Origin of the sequence: Collinsella aerofaciens, assembly GCF_040915545.1 — a bacterium.
In the GTDB taxonomy this organism is placed as follows: Bacteria; Actinomycetota; Coriobacteriia; order Coriobacteriales; family Coriobacteriaceae; genus Collinsella; species Collinsella aerofaciens_BE.
Genome location: NZ_JBCPDH010000010.1, coordinates 31,416 through 49,658 on the forward strand (window position 1 = coordinate 31,416; position 18,243 = coordinate 49,658).

The following is an 18,243-nucleotide window of genomic DNA, read 5'->3' on the forward strand; positions in this document are numbered from 1 at the left end:
GTTTCCCCAAAATCGAAAGGCTTCCATGAATCCCAGGACTAAATCTCAGGACATTCGCGACTTGAGCCAAAACGATATTCGCGAGCTTGTGGCCGAACTCGGCCAGCCCGCCTTCCGCGCGAAGCAGCTCATCGAATGGGTCTTTGAGAAGAACGTTTGTTCGTTTGACGATATGACCAACCTTCCTAAGGCTTTCCGCGAGCAGCTTAAAGAGGCTTTTGCCTTCGACACGCCGACTGAACTCACCAAACAGGTTTCCAAAGATGGCTCTCGCAAGTATCTGCTCGAGTACCACGACGGCATTTCCGTCGAGACTGTCGGTATGCCCCGCCGTAACAAGCTTTCCGTCTGCGTTTCCACCCAGGCAGGCTGTGGCATGGGCTGTGCCTTTTGCGCTACCGGTCTCAACGGCCTCAAGCGCTCTCTGACTGCTCAAGAGATCGTCGACCAGGTACTTCATGTATCCAACGACTTTGGCGAGCGTGCCACGAGCGTTGTCTTCATGGGCCAGGGCGAGCCATTTGCCAACTACGACGAGGTTCTCAAGGCACTGCGCATCCTTAACGACCCCGATGGCATTGGCATCGGCGCCCGTCATCTTACTGTCTCCACCAGCGGTGTTATTCCAGGCATTCGCAAGTTTGCCGACATTCCCGAGCAGTTCACGCTCGCTGTGTCGCTGCACTCCGCTATCCAGTCCACGCGCAACAAGATTATGCCTGGCGTTAAGAAGTACACGCTACTTCGCCTTCACGAGGCGCTTCAGCTCTACACCGAGAAGACCGGACGCCGACCGACCTATGAGTATGCCATGATCGAAGGCGTCAACGACACGAATCCCGAGATGCAGGCGCTCTGCGACTTCTGCGAGGGAACGCTGTGCCACGTTAACCTGATTCAGCTTAACGACATCGAGGGCAGCCCGCTCAAGCCGTCTCCGATTCATAAGGTCGAGGATCTTCAGCGCCGCCTTGAGTCTCGTGGCATCGAGACCACGATCCGTAATTCTCGCGGCAATGATATTGATGCCGCTTGCGGTCAGTTGAAGCAACGTTTCAAGGTCCAGAAGAACGCATAGGGGAGTTTGCACCCCATAACGTTTCATGTGAAACATCCGACAGCCCTGGTTGTAGATAATGCAACCAGGGCTGTTTCATTTGTTTTCATCCTAGAGGACTTGATTTACGTAACCTTAGTTTTATAGCCATAATAAGGGGTCCTTGTCTCATGAATCAGACAAGGACCCCTTCAAAAAAGGCAAGTAATTGTTAGGTACCTAATAACCAACATTTTCCCATTGATGGTTAACCCAGTCTTGGTTAATCTTGGGATTCTTAGTCACCTGAGCAGTGCGCATGGCGACATCTTCGGTCATCACATCCATTTTCTTCTTAGATGTATCGACGATATCCTGAGCTCCGCGCAGCAGTCGACCGCGTAGTTCATCATCTGTCACAATCTTATAACCAGCAAAGGCACCAGCGGCGACGGTGGTTGCCAACGCAACGACCGCGAGAACCTTATTCTTCATCCTGATCCTCCTGCCCAAATTGAATCATTTCGCCAAGGATACGGGAGAGCTCCTCCTCGTCTTTGAACTCGATTTCAATTTTGTTCTTGCCACGCGAGCTCTTCACGCGTACATTCGTGTTGAAAACTTGACGAAGGACTCGAGCAGCCTTTTTGAATGACTGAGGTGTTGCTGGCCTCGGAGTCCTTGGCGTCTCTCCGGCAGAAAACAATGGAGCAAGATTTTCTGTCGCTCTAACGGAAAGACCTTCAGCAACAACTTTCTCAGCAAGACGAATCCTGGCATCTTCATATGGAACCGCAAGAATCGCTCTTGCATGACCTGCAGTAAGCTTGCCTTCGAAAATCATCTGCTGCACGACTTCGGGAAGATCTAGCAAACGAAGTGAATTTGTAATTGCGGAACGAGACTTACTGACAGCCTTTGATAACGCCTCCTGCGTCATCCCACTGGCATCAATGAGCTGACGATAACCCTTCGCCTCTTCGACGGGATTCAAATCAGAACGCTGAAGATTCTCGATAAGTGCAAGAGCGAGCATCTCCTCATCATTAACTTCTTTAATGATGACAGGCAATTCTTCAAGGCCAGCTAGTTTCGATGCTTGGTAACGGCGCTCACCTGCAATAATCTCATAGCCATTTCCATGTTTGCGAACCAGTAGCGGCTGCAAAACGCCATGTTCTTGGATTGACTCGCTCAACTCGCGAAGTTCAGTTTCGTTAAAGTGAATTCGCGGCTGATTAGGGTTGGGAACAATATCCTCAATAGGTAGTTTTGTTTCAGATGCGGCATTTGAAGCCGATGCAGCCGAACCGCCGGTCTCATACTCGGCTTCTGAGACCAAAGCATTGAGTCCACGTCCTAATCCACCACGTTTCTTTGCACTAGGCACGCTTGATCACCTCTTTTGCAAGGTTCATATACGCTTTTGCACCCTTATTTTGAGGTGCATAGGTAATTACCGGCTCTCCAAAAGACGGAGCCTCAGAGATTTTTACGGTACGGGGAATTAGAGTCTTAAAAGCCTTATCACCAAAGTACGACTGAACCTCCTCAACAACCTGATTCGACAGAGAAGTACGCGAGTCATACATGGTCATAAGCACGCCGTAAGTGTCTAAGCCCTTGTTCAGACGTGATTTGACCATCTTCATTGACTCAAGCAGCTTCGTAACGCCCTCGAGTGCGTAATACTCGCACTGTATCGGAATCAAAACGCTATCTGCTGCGGTCAAAGCATTGATGGTAAGCAGGCCGAGCGAAGGAGGACAGTCAATGAAAATAAAATCGAACTCGTCTTGAATGGGCTCAAGCAAATCTTTTAGGCGGGTTTCACGAGCAATTGCGCTTACGAGCTCAATTTCGGCGCCTGCAAGCTGAATTGTCGCCGGAATAACGAATACCTTTTTGCAATTGGTATCAAGAACAAGCGATTCTGCCGGCACGTCATTCAGCAATGCATCATAGATGCACTGATCAAGGTCTTCTTTTTCAATTCCAAATCCACTGGTGCTGTTTCCCTGCGGATCAAAATCGACAATCAGCGTCTTGCGTCCCTGTTCACCCAGTGCTGCTGCAAGGTTTACTGCCGTCGTTGACTTACCGACGCCGCCTTTTTGATTGATGATTGCAATAATACGCTTATCTTTTGCGCTCTTCGAACGCTTAACGTCGCGAAATCCCACGGTCCCTCCTGGTGTGTATTAAAGCTGTCAAACGGAGGATGTTTCACGTGAAACATTCCGATTCGATATCAACCGCCATGTTTCACGTGAAACACCGCAAGTTGTTAGTATCCATTATGTTTCACGTGAAACATCTAGGCAAGCGGATTCTTCTTTGCCATGCCATTTGCACGAGGCAATGAAACGGATGCTAGATGACTCTTCTTAAGAACAATGAACTCCCTGTGGCCCAAGCCCTCAGGCAAATCGATTGCGTCATTCAGAAGCAAAGTGAAGCCACAGATCTTAGCTGCTGACATGCCGGAAGCAAGCTCCTCATCCGATGGATTGCCCTTCGTAATAACAAATAGCCCTCCATCCTTGAGGTACGGAGCCGCATACTCAACAAGAATCGGTAGAGGTGCCAGTGCGCGGGCAGTTACGACAGAGAACTGCTTCTTATGGCTTCGAGCATATTCTTCAAGGCGATCATGAACTGCATGACCATTTTTCAATCCAAGAGCATGAACAAAAGAATTGACAGCATCAACCTTCTTGCCAACAGAGTCAATATAAGTAGCTTTACGATGCGTGGCTATCGTTAATGGAATACCAGGGAAGCCCGCACCCGTTCCCATATCGAGCATAGATCCCTCAGGAGCCTTATTGATATAAGGGAGCAAAACAAGTGAGTCGAGGATATGAAGTACCGCAGCATCTTCGACGTTAAGAATACGGGTGAGATTGGTTGTCTTATTTGTTTCTAGAACCAAATCCAAATGCTGAATACATTTCCTTAGCTCAGTATCAGTTACGCTCAAAGAATACTCTTTGCAATAGGAAGTTAGACGGCTGAGCATCTCATCAGCCTGCTGATCAGTAAGTACTAACAACGAAAGCTCCTTTCTGACAAAAATCAGTGTATCGAGAACTTTTGACAAAAAAAAGGGGACGTGGAAACCACGTCCCCTTAGCATAAACTCGACTAGATTATCGAGCAACAATCACCACATGGCGATCAGGGTCAGAACCCTCAGAATGAGTATCGACGGCATCATTGCCACGAAGCGCAATATGAACCAGTCGGCGCTCATAGGCATTCATGGGCGGAAGCGAAACACTCTTATGAGTACGGATGGCACGCTCGGCAGCAGACTGAGCCATAGAGGCAACCTTGTCCTGACGACGGCTCCTGTAGCCCTCAACGTCAACCACAACCGGATACCTAAAGCCAAGCTTGCGGCTCACCAGCAAAGAGAACATGACCTGAAGAGCATCGAGGGTACGACCATGACGGCCAATGAGAACAGCAAGATCAGGAGCCGTAACATCCAAAATCAGCTCGCCCTCGTCGCCCTCGTACTCATCAATAGGAGAGTTGGCGGCATCGAAGTGCGAAAGGATGGAACGCAGAATGGAAATCGCAACATCGGCAATGGTGTCGAGCTCCTCATCGGTCAGCTCTTCACCGGCCTTGTAGCGCTGTGCAATCTCGGGATAATCGCCCGCAATCTGCGGGGCAACCTCCTCAAGCATATCCTCGATGATCTCTTCAGACATAACGTACTCCAAAAGTTAGGTACCTAAATAAGATTGATATCCCGACTACTTCTTCTTGTGCGGACGCGGCTTCTTCTCGCGACGGGTAACCTCGACCTGCAGCGGAGCGTTCTTAAGGCGCTCCTCCTCATCGGCCATGGCCTTGTCGATAACCTTCTGCGTCACGAAGATCTGCTGGATAACCTGCCAGGCAGAAGACACATCGTAGTAAAGCAGAACGCCGACGGGCAGGCTCCAGCCCATCCAAAGCATCATGACGGTCATGACGACAGCCATCATGCGCATGCTCTGGGCCTGCTGACCAGTCTGATTGCGGGACATATACAGCTGCGGAATCAGGGTCAAGACAGCAAACAGGATCAGGCAGATCAGCGCAGGCAGCGCAACCATAAAGCCATCGGCAAAAGAGGCGCTCGGCGTGGTGGTCAGATCGGGCAGAATGTTAAAGAACGAGAACGCGCCCTCGTTAAAGTACTGCGGCAGGTTGCGCAGAAGCGTGAACAGGGCGATAAGGATGGGCATCTGAATCAGAAGCGGCAGGCAGCCGGCCAGCGGATTGAACTTGTTCTCGCTGTAGAACTTCTGCATCTCCTCGGCCTGACGCTGGGGGTCGTCGGCGTAGCGCTCCTGGATCTCGAGCATCTTGGGCTGCAGCACCTGCATGCGAGCCGTCGACTTGGTCGACTTGAGCATGAGCGGCGTCAGCAGCAGACGGATGATGACCACCAGGATGATGATGGACAGGCCCCAGTCGACCGCAAAGGTCTGGATGAGCTTGAGCAGCTCGAAAAGGATGTTAACGATCCAATCCCACATGTAAGTTTTCCTCCGATAGCGAGTGCCCGCTAAGGCACAGGGTCATAACCGCCGACGTGCAGGGGATTGCAGCGAGCGATGCGCCTCACGGCAAGCCAGCAGCCTCTCAAAACACCGTACTTCTCAATCGCCTGAACGGCGTATTGCGAGCACGTTGGGTAATAAATGCAGGCGTCAGGTAATAAGGGCGAAACAACCTGTTGATATATGCGAATAGGAGCGATGGCAACACGTCGCAAAACGTAATTGCTCATCGCTCCTCCCCGGCAACGCCGGCGCGTTTCATAAGCGAACGCAATGCCTTGTCCATCTCCTGCGGCGAGGAAACCCTCGTCTTGGGAGTCGCGAACAAGATGATGTCATAACCCGCAACGGGAAATCCACAGCTGCGGGCGGCCTCGCGCATCACACGCTTAGATCGGTTGCGCACGACAGCACAACCGAGTCGTTTAGCACCAACGAAGGCGACCCTTCCGGAGTCGCCTTCGCCAACCGATTCACATATGGTCATTCGAATCAGAGGGTGATTGAAACGACGCCCCTGACTGAACACATGCTCGAAATCTTGCCGAGACTTAATAGTCTTCATGCGAGATGTGTGTATCGCTGCTAGACAGTGAGACGCTTGCGGCCCTTGGCGCGACGACGGGCGAGCACGGCACGACCACCCTTAGTGGCCATACGGGCACGGAAGCCATGGGTCTTGGCACGCTTACGCTTATTAGGCTGATACGTACGCTTCATCTTAAGTTCCTCCTGCTGCATTTCGAGTGTCCGCGGGGGCGCGGACGCAGATATAGACACGTGAGCTTGAAGATTGTAGGGAAATCAATGTTCAAATGTCAAGAAATCAAAGGTAAAAGGTTGCAAAGAGTACACGGTTCCCCCATAAGCAGAACCGGCATTTGAGGCAGCAGGCAACTTTTCACGATATTTCATCGAGTTTTCAACAGGTCATGTTGGAAATGTTGAGAACTTTTCGCCCGTTTTCCAAAGTTTTCAACAGGTTTTGAAAACTTGTCGAAAGATGAGAAACATTGCGCGGTGAGCTACTATTTGTTCAAAACCTTTTGAAAGATTGCGAGCGGCATGTCTGACGACTTCTACACCATGGTCGATTCCGGTGATCCGGCACCCGACAACGAGCACATCACCGGCGTGCGCGAAAAACGCAACGAGGGTGAGCAGGTCACCGCACAAGCACCGAAGGCCATGTATGCAGCGCGCATCGCGGTCTACGACGACATGCTATCGACACCACGTGTCATCGTCATCGAACCGCAAGACGTCCGTACCTACCTGGAAGAGACAACCAACACCGTCTATCAGTGCATGAAAGAGCAGGGAGGACGCATCTCGCTGATGGTTATCCGCGAGATTGTCGAAAACTTTATCCACGCGCATTTTGCAGAGCCCATCATCTCGATTCTCGACGGTGGCGATACCATCCGCTTCGCCGATCAGGGTCCGGGCATCGACGACAAAGAGCGTGCCTTCGACTTTGGCGTAACCAGCGCAAACAGCAAGATGAAACGGTATATCCGCGGCACCGGCGCCGGGTTTCCCATGGTACAGGAGTACTTGGAAAACGCCGGCGGCGCCGTCTCCATCGAGGACAACATGGGCAACGGCACCGTCGTGACGGTAAGTCTGAACCCCAAGCGTGTGCAGGAAATCGAGCGTGCTGGCGGGCGCGGGGCAGCCGTGCGACCCGAAACGGAGCAGCAGGCATACCCTATGCCGGGCGCCTTCACGCAGCAACCCGCAGCGATGCAACAGGTGCAACAGCAAATGCCTCCCATGCTGCAGCCTGGCATGCCCCCCGTGCAAGAGCCCCAGGCACCCTCGGGCGCGATTCCCCAGAACATACCCGATGCAATGCCAGCGATGGGCCAGGATGTGGGAGCCTTGCAGCAGATGGCGGGCGCATCGGCTGCACAGCAGATATCCTATCAACCGAACCCGCAAGGGTATCCGGCTCAATACGCGCCGCAAACGGGATATGCACAGGCATACCCGCAGCAATACCCGTTGGGATACCAGCAGCCGTACCAACAGATGCCCCAGGCGCAGTACAACCCATGGGCCCAGCAGATGCCTCCGCAGCCTTACCAACAGTGGCCTCAAAGTTTTCAACAGCAGCCGCTGCCCATGCAGAGTTCTCAACAACCAGCAGCTCAAATGATGTATCCTAATGCGGCGAATCAATTTGCACAGCCGCAGCAAAACGTATTTGTGAGCGAACGCGGCGAAGCGGCGCTGGGCTATCTGGCTCAAAACCAGGAGTGCGGCGCAACCGACCTGGCACGAGCGTTTGGAAACTCAGCGCCCACGTGGTCGCGAACGCTCAACGATTTGGCACAGGCCGGCTTGGTAATCAAACATGGCCAGAAATATCATCTGACCGAGATAGGCAGCGCTCGCGTGCGAGCCCAAAGTTAAGGAACGGGAGAAACAGTGGACGAGGAAGCAAGCATCATCCTTGGGGATGCCATCGCCTTTTGTCAGCGCGACGGCCAAGATGCACGCCTCATCAATATGCTGGGACAATCGCGCGCCGTGAGTTTAACCGAGGACACTCTGACGATTGAGGCCCCTTCACGCTTTGCCATCGCCCAGCTCAAAAAGCATCAGCCGACCATCGAGGCCTATCTGGAAGATATCGCCTTTGCGCCGATTGCGCTCAATATCGTGGCACCGCAAGGCACCCCGGCAAATACGGCCCCGGTCACTCACCCGGTAGCGACCGCCACCGCAGCGGCAACGCCGGCGCCCGAGCCTCGACACGACGATGTTTCCCGTGAAACCATGGCACCGCAGCCGACCGCTTCGGTCGCACCGGCGGTAGAGCCAGCCCCCTCGCCCATCCCGACCGCCACGCATATGCCCGTCGCACACGAGACGACACCCGGCGAGGAATCGGGCATTGCAATCAAAAACACGTTGTCTGCCGACGATTTCCGCCGCATGATGACCCAAATGAATGGCAGGCCACCGGCGAAAAGCGCGAGTTCGCCCGCAGCGCCGGCAGCGCCTTCGGCGGCGACCCCGGCGGCAGTCGAGAAAAACGCGGACGGGGCACCCCTCGCAGCGAATTCGAAATTCACGTTTGAAAACTTCGTCTTCGGACCGGAGAACAGCCTTGCCTACCGCTCGGCGCTCAAATTCGCCATGCTTGCAGACACGCCTGGTACCTGCACGTCGCTGTTCATCTACGGCAAATCGGGCCTGGGCAAGACGCACCTGCTGCTCGCCATCAAAAATGAGCTGGCAGAGAAATCGCCCGAGATCAAGGTGAAGTACGCCAACTCGCAGGCATACCTGGACGACTTGATGACGGAATTCGACCGCCAAAAGAAGAGCAACGCCCCCATTATGCAGGCATACCACGGCGTCGACGTGCTTATCATCGATGACATCCAGAACATCATTGGCAAGCGCGCGAGCGTGGATTACTTCTTCCAGTTGATGGACGAATTTATCCGCAACAACAAGAAGGTCGTGATCGCCGCCGACCGCGCTCCCAAGGACCTTAATATGGACGAGCGCCTGACCAGTCGCTTTAATGCCGGTCTGCTGTGCCTGGTGGCGGAGCCCAGCTACGAGATGAAGTACAAGATTTTGCAGCGTTATTACGAGAACACGATCGCCGCCGCGCCCGAGGCAGGCAACGACTCGCTGCTGGCGGCCTACGGGGGCGACGGCGGACATCTGACCGACGCGCACTTTAAACACATGGCCGAGGTCTCGGGCACCAACATTCGCGAGCTCGAGAGCTTTTGCGAGCGTTGTGCCGGCGAAGCGGGCGATCGCGAGCGCGAGGGCGGGGAGCTCACCTTTGACGACATCGACGCCATCGCCAACCAGTACTTCGATACATCGGCCAAGAAGATCAATGTGCAGACGGTCCAGTCCGTCATCGAGGAGCAATACGGTGTGACGCACGAGGAACTCATCGGGCCTCGCCGCAACGCCAATATCGCCAAGGCGCGCCATATCGCTATCTACCTGGCGATCGAGATGTGCGAGATGACGACGACGGCCGTGGGCGCCGAGTTTGGCAACCGCAACCACTCGACCGTCAGCACGAGCTATAAAAAGGTTCAGAAGATGATTCAGGAAGACCGGACTGTTACCGAAGACCTCAAGTCGCTGCGCGATAAAATTACACTGCGCTCGTAGGTAAATGGACACACCTGTTGAAAACTTGTCGAAACGGCGGTTATAAGGTGTCAAAAACTCGAGCTGCGGTGATGAAAAGTTTTGCGCAGGTTTTGAACGTGGAAAACATGCCCGGTTGCACACAGGTTCCTGTCGATTCTCTTTTTAGGGCTGACCTGCACTTTTAGGAGTAATCAACAGTTTCGTCAGTACTATTACTATTATTAAGATATTTATATCTATAGAAAGGTATTAAAAGATGAAGTTCACCGTCAGCCAGAGCTCGCTTACGCAAGCCATCGGCGTCGTTATGAAAGGCGTCGCTTCGGCATCCACCCTTCCCATTCTGTCGGGCGTGCTCGTCAAGGCACAAGACGGCATCTTGGAATTCCAGACCTCCAACTACACCATCTCGATTCGTCACCGCATTGCGGCTCATGTCGAAGAGGAGGGCGAGATGGTGATTCCCTGCAAGATGCTCTCCAACATCACCAAGACTCTTCCCGATGCCCCGGTCACCTTTGAGCTGTCCGAGCGTCAGGTTTTGATTGGCTGCGAGAAGAGCTCTTTCCGCCTCAACACGCTCGATGCCAACGACTTTCCAGAGTTCCCGGCATACGCCATCGAGAGCGCCGTCGAGCTGCCGACCGATATCCTGTCCGAAATGGTGAGCCGCGTATGGCGCGTCACCTCGACCGACAAGGCCCGCCCCATCCTGGGTGGCGTGCACATGAAGGTCGAGAACAACACCGTGCGCCTGGTCGCGACCGATTCCTTCCGACTGGCCGTGTGCGATACGCAGGTCGAGACCTCGACCCTCGAAGGTTCCTTTGAGCTCAACGTGCCTGCTGACGCCTTCAACGACGCGCTGAGCATCATGGCCAGCCAGGCTACCATCATGATCGGCGCCACCGACACCCAGGTTGTCTTTGAGGCCGGCAACACCACCTACGTGTCGCGCCGCATCGAGGGCGTATATCCCAATTACAAGCAGCTCATCCCCGATTCGTGCGTGACGAGCGTCAAGATCGACGTAGCCGCCTTTAACGCCGCCCTTAAACGTGTGGCCGTTATCGCGAGCGCCAACCCCGCCGTCAAGTTTGAGATTGACGTCGAGAACGGCCAGATGGGTCTGTCCTCCATTTCCAACGACCAGGACCTGGCACAGGAGACGATCGATGTCGAGGCCGAGGGCGAGTCGGGCACCATCGCCTTCAACTACCACTACATCTTTGGCTGCCTCAATGCCCTGTCCAAGGAGAAGGAGATCACGCTGGAGCTCAAGAGCTATTCGCAGGCTGGCATCTTCAAGTCCTACGACAAGATCAACTACCTGTACCTGGTCATGCCGGTACGCATCTAGCACTGTCCATGATCATGTTCGCACGCGATCTTTCCGTTGCGCGCTATCGCAGCTTCGACAGTTACCGCCTTGCCCTGAGCGACGGTGTGACAGTGCTCGCAGGTCCCAACGCGGCGGGAAAGACCAATCTCATAGAGGCGCTGCAGCTGCTGACGAGTGGCGCCTCGTTTAGGCATCCGACCGCTGCCGAGCTCGTGCACGACGGCGTGGGCCCATGCAAGGTCGAGCTGAGGCTCGAAGGTGATGGACGTGTGCTGGACATGGGACTGAGCGTGGAAGATGGCAAGCGTTCGTTTAGTCGCAACGGCAAGCGCTGCGCTGCGTCCGGTGTGCGCGGGGTACTGCCGAGCGTTCTGTTTTGCCCGGACCACCTGGACATGGTCAAGCGGGGTGCCAGCGTGCGCCGCACCGCACTTGATGACTTTGGCGTTCAGCTGAGTGCGCGCTATGCCGATCTGGCTAGTGCCTACGGGCGCTGCGTGACCCAGCGCAATGCCCTGCTCAAGGAGACCTGGTGCTGCCGCGAGATGCTCGGCGCCTGGAACGAATCTATCGCCCGCGCCGGTTCGGCCCTGCTCGTGCATCGTCTGGCTCTGCTCGACCGGCTGTCGGGCCATGTGCGCGACGCCTATGGCCGCGTGGCATCCGGCGAGCCCGCCGGCGTGTCCTATGTGTCCACGCTTGGCGACCTGCCTCGCACCGAGGATCGCGACGAGCTCAGGGACTGGGCGTATGAGCACATGCTTTCGGCGCTCGATGGGCGCGCCGACGAGGAGATCCGTCGCGGCGTGACGCTCGTGGGTCCGCATCGCGACGAGATTGAGTTTTCCGTCGCGGGCCGATCGGCCCGTTCATTTGCCAGCCAGGGCCAACAGCGAACGCTGGTGCTTGCCTGGAAGGTGGCAGAAGTGGCCGTGGCACGCGATATCCTGGGCACCGCGCCGCTGCTGCTTTTGGACGACGTGATGAGCGAGCTCGACGCCGGGCGACGAGGCGCTTTTCTGCAGCTGATCGGTGATGATATCCAGACAGTCATAACCACCACCAATCTGGGGTATTTTACCGATGACCTGCTTGATCGAGCCAAGGTGGTGAGCATGGGTGAGACGTGCTAATTACGAGCGCGAGAACGGAATGGTCGCCTTCGGCGGCTTTTTGGATGCCGAGCGTCAGCGCATCCTGGCGGCCGCGACACCTGAGCGCCGCGCGCAAATGGAGGCTGCAGAGGAATCCCGTGCGGTCTATCACGCCTGGAATGCAGTGTGCTCGGGCACGCGCGAGGGACGCCATGTGACGGGCCTGCGCTACCTGCCCGAGTCCAACGAACTGCTGGTGTACCTCGATTCGCCCTCATGGACGCAGGAGATGACACTTTTGCGCGAGATTATCCGCGCGCGCATGGAGCGCGCCGGCGCGCACGTCGACGGCCTGGTGTTCAAGACGACCGCTCCCGGCCACACGCCGCCCGCTGCCAAAGAGCGCCTGCGTCCGGCCGTGGCCGAGCGTCCGCCGGCTCCGCATGCCGACCTCAGCGATGCCGAGCGTGCCGAGATCGAGCACCAAGTGGCGCCCATCGAGGACCAAAAACTGCGCGAGGCCCTCGAGAACGCCATGAGAGCCAGTGCCGAGTGGGCCAAGGGCGTGCAGAGCAAAAAAGAGCCTTAAATCGCATCTGGTGGCCTTGTAGAGCCAAATACCCTCGTTCCCGAGGGTATTTTTTTACGATAAACTAGTAAGGCTGTACACATTTTCTTAACTGAAGGGGGACGTGTGGCAAACGAAAACGATTACGATGGCGGCGAGATTAAGATTCTCGAAGGTCTCGAGGCCGTTCGTAAGCGCCCGGGCATGTACATTGGCTCGACGAGCGCCAGCGGTCTTCATCACCTGGTGTGGGAGATCGTTGACAACTCCGTCGACGAGGCCATGGCCGGTTTCTGCACCGAGATCCAGGTGACGGTCCACGCCGACAACTCCATCACGGTCGTCGATAACGGGCGCGGTATCCCCGTCGACGAGCATCCCATCAAAAAGATCCCGACGCTCGAGGTCGTCATGACGATCCTGCACGCCGGCGGTAAGTTCGATAACTCGGCCTACAAGGTCTCGGGCGGTCTGCACGGCGTGGGCATCTCCGTCGTCAACGCTCTGTCCAAGCGTGTGGTCGTACAGGTGTGCCGCGACGGCAACATCTACGAGATGGAGTTTTCGCGCGGCAAGACCGTCAAGAAGATGGGGGTCGTGGGCACTTCGGAGGCGACGGGCACCACTGTCAGCTTCTGGCCCGACGACGAGATCTTCGAGACCTGCATCTACGATTTCGACACGCTGCACAACCGTCTGCAGGAGACGGCATTCCTCAACAAGAACCTCAAGATCGTGCTGACCGACGAGCGCGAGGCGACTCCCCACGTGGAGGAGTTCTGCTATGCCGGCGGCATCATCGACTTCGTCAAGTTCCTCAACGAGGGCAAGGATGTCCCCGAGGCCTTTAAGGAGCCCATCTATATTGAGGGCAAATCGGATCCAGATGCGCCCGTGACCAAGATGGGCGAGGTCGAGGTGTCCTTGCAGTGGAATAGCGGCTACGGTGAGAACGTCATGTCGTTTGCCAACGACATCTACACCCCCGAGGGCGGCATGCACCTCGAAGGCTTCCGCACCGCGCTTACCCGCGTGATCAACGATTACGCTCGCAAGCAGAATCTGCTCAAGGAAAAGGACGCCAACCTGACTGGCGACGATGTGCGTGAGGGCCTTTCTGCTGTCATTTCGGTCAAGCTGCCCGATCCGCAGTTTGAGGGCCAGACCAAGGCCAAGCTCGGCAGCTCCTATATGCGCGCGCTGACGCTCAAGATCGTGACCGACGGGCTTGCCGATTACCTCGAGGAGCATCCCAAGCCAGCTCGTGAGATCGTCAAGAAGGCCCAGCAGGCCTGCAAGGCGCGCAACGCCGCCCGCAAGGCGCGCGAGGCGACCCGCCGCAAGAGCCTGCTCGAGACGGCGTCGCTGCCCGGCAAGCTCGCCGACTGTTCGGTGCGTGACGCCGAGTTGACCGAGCTCTTTATCGTAGAGGGCGACTCGGCAGGCGGTTCGGCCAAGGACGGCCGTCGCCGAGACATCCAGGCGATCCTACCCCTGCGCGGCAAGATTTTGAACGTCGAGCGCGTGGGCGATCATCGTGCGTTCTCGAGCGACACCATCCAGTCACTCATCACCGCGATCGGCTGCGGCGTCACGACGAGCGCCGGTGACGGCGGCGACTTCGACATCACCAAGGCCCGCTACCACAAGATCATCATCATGACCGATGCAGACGTCGACGGTGCACATATCCGCATCCTGCTGCTGACGTTCTTCTACAAGTACATGCGCCCGTTGATTGATGCCGGCTACGTTTACGTCGCGTGCCCGCCCATCTTTGGCATCAAGGTGCGCAACAAGATTCACTACGTGTATCCCAACGGCCGCCAGCCCGAAGACGAGATCCTGCGCGACACCATCCAGAGCCTGGGACTGAACCCCGACGACAACGACGAGGACGGCAAGGCCAAGGATGGCAAGATCACCAAGAAACGCAAGGGCTACACCGTTCAGCGCTACAAGGGCCTGGGCGAGATGGATCCCAAGCAGCTTGCCTCGACGACGATGGACCCCAAGACCCGCATCCTACAGCGCGTGACGATCGAGGACGCCGTGGTGGCGGACCGCGCCGTGCGCGAGCTCATGGGTTCCGAGGTCGGCTATCGCCGCGAGTACATCGAGAAGCACGCACATGATGCACGATTCCTTGACGCTTAAGAGGAGGTAACGTGGCAGACGATATCAACAATAACGAGGGAATGGACGAGGCCGGCGATGCCGGCATGCCCGACGATCTGAAGCGCCTGCTTGCCCGTGCTGAGCAGGGCGAGGACGGCGACCCGGACGCCTATAACCCCGATGCCGATGATGATGAGGAAGAAGACGACGCCGAGCTCGAGGAGAGCTTTGGCGAAGTCGACCGTGGTGCCTCGGCCGGAGAGGATATCAACGGTGGCCAGCTCCAGATTTCGGAGTTCGGCCGTGAGATGAAGCAGTCGTTCATCGAATACTCGATGTCGGTCATCACGGCGCGCGCCCTGCCGGACGTGCGCGACGGCTTAAAGCCGGTGCACCGTCGCATCCTGTACGCAATGAACGAGAGCGGCATCTACCCCAACCGTCCGCACAAGAAGTCGGCCTGGACGGTCGGCGAAGTTATCGGTAAGTACCATCCGCACGGCGACTCCGCGGTCTATGAGGCCATGGTCCGCCTGGCACAGTGGTTCTCCATGCGCACGCCGCTCATTGACGGGCACGGCAACTTCGGCAATATCGACGGCGACGGCGCCGCCGCCATGCGTTACACCGAGAGCCGCCTGGCAAAGCCCGCCATGGAGCTCCTGCGTGACCTGCAGAAGGACACCGTCGACTGGCAGCCCAACTACGACGAGTCGCTCGCCGAGCCCCAGGCGCTGCCTGCGCGCTTCCCCAACCTGCTGGTCAACGGCAGCCAGGGTATCGCCGTCGGCATGGCCACCAACATCGCCCCGCATAACCTCACCGAGGCGATCGAGGCCACCTGCTACCTGATCGACAACCCCGACGCCACCGTCGACGAGCTCATGCAGATCATGCCCGGTCCGGACTTCCCCACTGGTGCCATCATCATGGGTAGCGCCGGCATTAGGCAGAGCTACGAGACCGGCCGCGGCTCCATCACCGTGCGCGCCAAGGCTCATGTGGAGTCCACCAAGACCGGCCGTAGCCGCCTGGTCTTTACCGAGATTCCCTACATGGTCAACAAGGGCACCCTGCAGGAGAAGATCGCCCAGCTCGTCAACGACAAGCGCATCGAGGGTATCTCGGATATGCGCGATGAGTCCAACCAGAAGGGTATCCGCCTGGTCATCGAGCTCAAGAAGGGCGTCATCCCGCAGGTCGTGCTCAACAACCTGTATAAGTACACCTCGCTGCAGACGACCTTTGGCGCCAACAACCTTGCGCTTGTCAACGGCGTTCCAAAATGCCTGAGCCTGCGCGAGATGCTGCAGCACTACATCGACCACCAGGTCGACGTCGTCACCCGCCGCACCCGCTTTGACCTCAAGAAGGCCCAGGCGCGTGCCCATATCCTCGAGGGCTACCTGATGGCTCTCGACCATATCGACGAGGTCATCAGCATCATCCGCTCCTCGCAGACCGACTCTGAGGCCAGCAGTCGCCTGATCGAGCGCTTTGGCTTTACGCCCGAGCAGACTACGGCCATCCTCGAGATGAAGCTGCGCCGCCTGACCGGCCTGGAGCGCGACAAGATTCAGGAGGAGTTGGACGGCCTGCGCCGCGCCATCGCCTACTACGAGGACCTGTTGGCGCACGAGGAGAAAATCCTGGGCGTCATCAAGGAAGAGATGCGCGAGATTTCCAAGAAGTTCGGTGACAAGCGCCGCACTGAGATCAGCCATGTCGAGAAGGACCTGGACGTCGAAGATCTGATTGCCGACGAGGACATGGTCGTGACCATCACCCACACCGGCTACGTCAAGCGCATCCCGGTGGCCGCCTATCGCGCCCAAAAGCGCGGCGGCAAGGGCGTGTCGGGCGTCAACCTTAAAGAGGACGACGTTATCGACGAGATGTTTATCGCATCCACGCACGAGTACGTGCTGTTCTTCTCGAGCAAGGGTAAAGTCTATCGCCTGAAGGTGCACGAGCTGCCGGTTGGCACGCGCCAGGCGCGCGGCACCGCGATCGTCAACCTGCTGCCTTTCGAGGAGGGCGAGAAGATCGCGAGCGTCATCAGCTGCCGCGAGTTCCCCGCCGACGAGTACCTGATGTTTGCCACCAAGAGTGGCATGGTCAAGAAGACCGTGATGAGCGCCTACGACCGTAGCCGCCGCGACGGCCTGATCGCCATCAACCTGAGGGACGACGACGCGCTGCTCGCTGTACGTCGCGTGCGCGAGGGTGACAAGATCATCATGGCAACCACCGCGGGCAAGGCGATTATGTTCCCCGAGGACCAGGTGCGCGCCACCGGCCGCGATACCAGCGGTGTCCGCGGCATTGGCATGAAGGAAGGCGTGAGCGTTCTTGGTATGGAGATTACCAACGGTAACGGCGACCTGTTTGTCATTACCGAGCGCGGTTACGGCAAACGCACGCCGGTCTCGGATTACCCGGAGCAGAACCGCGGCGGTCAGGGTGTCTACACCATCCAGATGACCGAGCGCAAGGGTAACCTCGCAGCCATGAAGACGGTGGGCCCGCAGCATGAGCTGTTCATCGTGACGGAGGGCGCGACGGTTATTCGCGTCAAGACCGACGAGATCAGCCAAACCGGTCGCGCCACCCAGGGCGTCAAGATGATGACCGTCGACGATAACGACCGCATCTGCGCCGTAGCCCGCATGACGGCCGCCAAAGAGAAGCCCGAGGGCGAAGGTGCCGAGGCCGCAGCCGACGCCGAAGAGGCTCCAGTCGACCTAGGCGACGGCAACGACATGCCAGAAGATCTCCTCGACGAGTAAGAGGAACTAGCTGGTAGGAAATATCAGACCCCATATATCGGCGGTCGGCGCACCTGCGCGCCGACCGCTTTTTTGAAAACCTTGGACCCCGTGCCCGCCGAGTGGGCGAGATGGGTTAGGTTTGTCGCGAGTTCCGCACGCAAAGAAGGCCACTTAATGTGGCCTTCGTCTTGCGCAGGACTGTCCGAGCAGCAAACCTAACCCATCTCGCCCACTCGGCGGGCACCCTCCAAAGTTTTTCAAAAAAGTTGTTGACGCGCGCGTAACGACTCGTCTAATATATCCCTTGCGCGATGGACCTGTAGCTCAGTTGGTTAGAGCGTCCGGCTGATAACCGGGAGGTCACAAGTTCGAATCTTGTCAGGTCCACCACTTTCTTTCGCAATAAACACCCCAGCGAGAGCCGAGTCGCCGCTGGGGTGTTTATTACTTTCTCCGTGGGGGTTTAGCTCAGCTGGGAGAGCGCGGGCTTTGCAAGCCTGAGGTCAGGGGTTCGATCCCCCTAACCTCCACCATGATGGACCTGTAGCTCAGTTGGTTAGAGCGTCCGGCTGATAACCGGGAGGTCACAAGTTCGAATCTTGTCAGGTCCAC

Annotated in this window: 17 protein-coding genes and 3 tRNA genes; 11 read left to right on the top strand and 9 right to left on the bottom strand. The window is 56.8% G+C overall.

Going from position 1 to position 18,243, the window contains the following annotated elements; translation table 11 throughout:
• Window positions 1–25: 25 nt before the first annotated feature.
• Window positions 26–1,078: a dual-specificity RNA methyltransferase RlmN gene (rlmN, locus tag AB5202_RS04900; protein WP_343007493.1), complete on the top strand. Its 1,053-nt coding sequence runs from the start codon at window positions 26–28 to the stop codon at window positions 1,076–1,078.
• A gap of 198 nt (window positions 1,079–1,276) precedes the next feature.
• Here the strand turns inward: rlmN and AB5202_RS04905 are convergent, their stop codons facing one another.
• From AB5202_RS04905 to rpmH, 9 genes are all read right to left on the bottom strand, one after another.
• Entirely contained in the window at window positions 1,277–1,531 is a 255-nt protein-coding gene (locus tag AB5202_RS04905; RefSeq protein WP_368143640.1) for a hypothetical protein, read from the bottom strand.
• Complete coding sequence (locus AB5202_RS04910; RefSeq protein ID WP_250787716.1) at window positions 1,521–2,426, bottom strand: ParB/RepB/Spo0J family partition protein; 906 nt, start codon at window positions 2,424–2,426, stop codon at window positions 1,521–1,523. Before AB5202_RS04910 ends, AB5202_RS04905 begins: the two co-directional genes overlap by 11 nt.
• A complete protein-coding gene (locus AB5202_RS04915; protein ID WP_368143641.1) occupies window positions 2,419–3,219 on the bottom strand; it encodes a ParA family protein in 801 nt (266 codons plus the stop codon). The genes AB5202_RS04910 and AB5202_RS04915 overlap by 8 nt, the downstream gene beginning before the upstream one ends.
• 134 nt (window positions 3,220–3,353) lie before the next feature.
• Window positions 3,354–4,091 carry a 16S rRNA (guanine(527)-N(7))-methyltransferase RsmG gene (rsmG, locus tag AB5202_RS04920; protein ID WP_368143642.1) on the bottom strand — a complete coding sequence of 246 codons (738 nt, stop codon included), beginning with the start codon at window positions 4,089–4,091 and terminating at the stop codon, window positions 3,354–3,356.
• Between the two features lie 97 nt (window positions 4,092–4,188).
• A complete protein-coding gene (locus AB5202_RS04925; RefSeq protein ID WP_368143644.1) occupies window positions 4,189–4,758 on the bottom strand; it encodes a Jag family protein in 570 nt (189 codons plus the stop codon).
• Between the two features lie 45 nt (window positions 4,759–4,803).
• Window positions 4,804–5,574, bottom strand: a complete 771-nt coding sequence (locus AB5202_RS04930) for a YidC/Oxa1 family membrane protein insertase (protein ID WP_368143645.1) — start codon at window positions 5,572–5,574, stop codon at window positions 4,804–4,806.
• Between the two features lie 29 nt (window positions 5,575–5,603).
• Window positions 5,604–5,828 (bottom strand): membrane protein insertion efficiency factor YidD, encoded by a 225-nt coding sequence (yidD, locus tag AB5202_RS04935; RefSeq protein ID WP_368143647.1) that lies wholly within the window; start codon window positions 5,826–5,828, stop codon window positions 5,604–5,606.
• Entirely contained in the window at window positions 5,825–6,163 is a 339-nt protein-coding gene (gene rnpA, locus AB5202_RS04940) for a ribonuclease P protein component (RefSeq protein ID WP_006236191.1), read from the bottom strand. The genes yidD and rnpA overlap by 4 nt, the downstream gene beginning before the upstream one ends.
• 20 nt (window positions 6,164–6,183) lie before the next feature.
• Window positions 6,184–6,318 carry a 50S ribosomal protein L34 gene (rpmH, locus tag AB5202_RS04945; protein WP_019127408.1) on the bottom strand — a complete coding sequence of 45 codons (135 nt, stop codon included), beginning with the start codon at window positions 6,316–6,318 and terminating at the stop codon, window positions 6,184–6,186.
• Window positions 6,319–6,663: 345 nt separating this feature from the next.
• Between rpmH and AB5202_RS04950 the strand changes: the two genes are divergently transcribed.
• The 10 genes from AB5202_RS04950 to AB5202_RS04995 all read left to right on the top strand — a co-directional run bounded on the left by AB5202_RS04950 (window position 6,664) and on the right by AB5202_RS04995 (window position 18,242).
• The gene (locus tag AB5202_RS04950) at window positions 6,664–8,016 is read left to right on the top strand and encodes an ATP-binding protein (RefSeq protein WP_368143648.1); all 1,353 of its coding nucleotides are present in this window, start codon (window positions 6,664–6,666) and stop codon (window positions 8,014–8,016) included.
• A gap of 15 nt (window positions 8,017–8,031) precedes the next feature.
• A complete protein-coding gene (locus AB5202_RS04955; protein WP_368143649.1) occupies window positions 8,032–9,756 on the top strand; it encodes a DnaA ATPase domain-containing protein in 1,725 nt (574 codons plus the stop codon).
• Window positions 9,757–9,994: 238 nt separating this feature from the next.
• Window positions 9,995–11,098, top strand: a complete 1,104-nt coding sequence (dnaN, locus tag AB5202_RS04960; protein ID WP_117647803.1) for a DNA polymerase III subunit beta — start codon at window positions 9,995–9,997, stop codon at window positions 11,096–11,098.
• 8 nt (window positions 11,099–11,106) lie between these two features.
• Window positions 11,107–12,213 carry a DNA replication/repair protein RecF gene (recF, locus tag AB5202_RS04965; RefSeq protein ID WP_368143651.1) on the top strand — a complete coding sequence of 369 codons (1,107 nt, stop codon included), beginning with the start codon at window positions 11,107–11,109 and terminating at the stop codon, window positions 12,211–12,213.
• Window positions 12,200–12,763, top strand: a complete 564-nt coding sequence (locus AB5202_RS04970) for a DciA family protein (protein WP_368143652.1) — start codon at window positions 12,200–12,202, stop codon at window positions 12,761–12,763. The genes recF and AB5202_RS04970 overlap by 14 nt, the downstream gene beginning before the upstream one ends.
• A 105-nt stretch (window positions 12,764–12,868) precedes the next feature.
• Window positions 12,869–14,899, top strand: a complete 2,031-nt coding sequence (gene gyrB / locus AB5202_RS04975) for a DNA topoisomerase (ATP-hydrolyzing) subunit B (RefSeq protein WP_368143653.1) — start codon at window positions 12,869–12,871, stop codon at window positions 14,897–14,899.
• 41 nt (window positions 14,900–14,940) lie between these two features.
• On the top strand, window positions 14,941–17,649 hold the full coding sequence (gyrA, locus tag AB5202_RS04980) for a DNA gyrase subunit A (protein ID WP_368143666.1): 2,709 nt from the start codon (window positions 14,941–14,943) through the stop codon (window positions 17,647–17,649).
• Window positions 17,650–17,944: 295 nt separating this feature from the next.
• Window positions 17,945–18,021 (top strand) — tRNA-Ile (locus tag AB5202_RS04985).
• A gap of 67 nt (window positions 18,022–18,088) precedes the next feature.
• A tRNA-Ala gene (locus tag AB5202_RS04990) sits at window positions 18,089–18,164 on the top strand.
• Between the two features lie 4 nt (window positions 18,165–18,168).
• A tRNA-Ile gene (locus tag AB5202_RS04995) sits at window positions 18,169–18,242 on the top strand.
• Window position 18,243 lies beyond the last annotated feature (1 nt).

Bases quoted from the DNA above. Each gene is read 5' to 3' on its own strand.
- AB5202_RS04950 (WP_368143648.1), top strand. From the start codon at position 6,664: ATGTCTGACGACTTCTACACCATGGTCGATTCCGGTGATCCGGCACCC.
- dnaN (WP_117647803.1), top strand. From the start codon at position 9,995: ATGAAGTTCACCGTCAGCCAGAGCTCGCTTACGCAAGCCATCGGCGTC.
- gyrA (WP_368143666.1), top strand. From the start codon at position 14,941: ATGGACGAGGCCGGCGATGCCGGCATGCCCGACGATCTGAAGCGCCTG.
- AB5202_RS04930 (WP_368143645.1), bottom strand. From the start codon at position 5,574: ATGTGGGATTGGATCGTTAACATCCTTTTCGAGCTGCTCAAGCTCATC.
- recF (WP_368143651.1), top strand. From the start codon at position 11,107: ATGATCATGTTCGCACGCGATCTTTCCGTTGCGCGCTATCGCAGCTTC.
- rpmH (WP_019127408.1), bottom strand. From the start codon at position 6,318: ATGAAGCGTACGTATCAGCCTAATAAGCGTAAGCGTGCCAAGACCCAT.
- yidD (WP_368143647.1), bottom strand. From the start codon at position 5,828: ATGAGCAATTACGTTTTGCGACGTGTTGCCATCGCTCCTATTCGCATA.
- rlmN (WP_343007493.1), top strand. From the start codon at position 26: ATGAATCCCAGGACTAAATCTCAGGACATTCGCGACTTGAGCCAAAAC.
- AB5202_RS04925 (WP_368143644.1), bottom strand. From the start codon at position 4,758: ATGTCTGAAGAGATCATCGAGGATATGCTTGAGGAGGTTGCCCCGCAG.
- rnpA (WP_006236191.1), bottom strand. From the start codon at position 6,163: ATGAAGACTATTAAGTCTCGGCAAGATTTCGAGCATGTGTTCAGTCAG.
- AB5202_RS04905 (WP_368143640.1), bottom strand. From the start codon at position 1,531: ATGAAGAATAAGGTTCTCGCGGTCGTTGCGTTGGCAACCACCGTCGCC.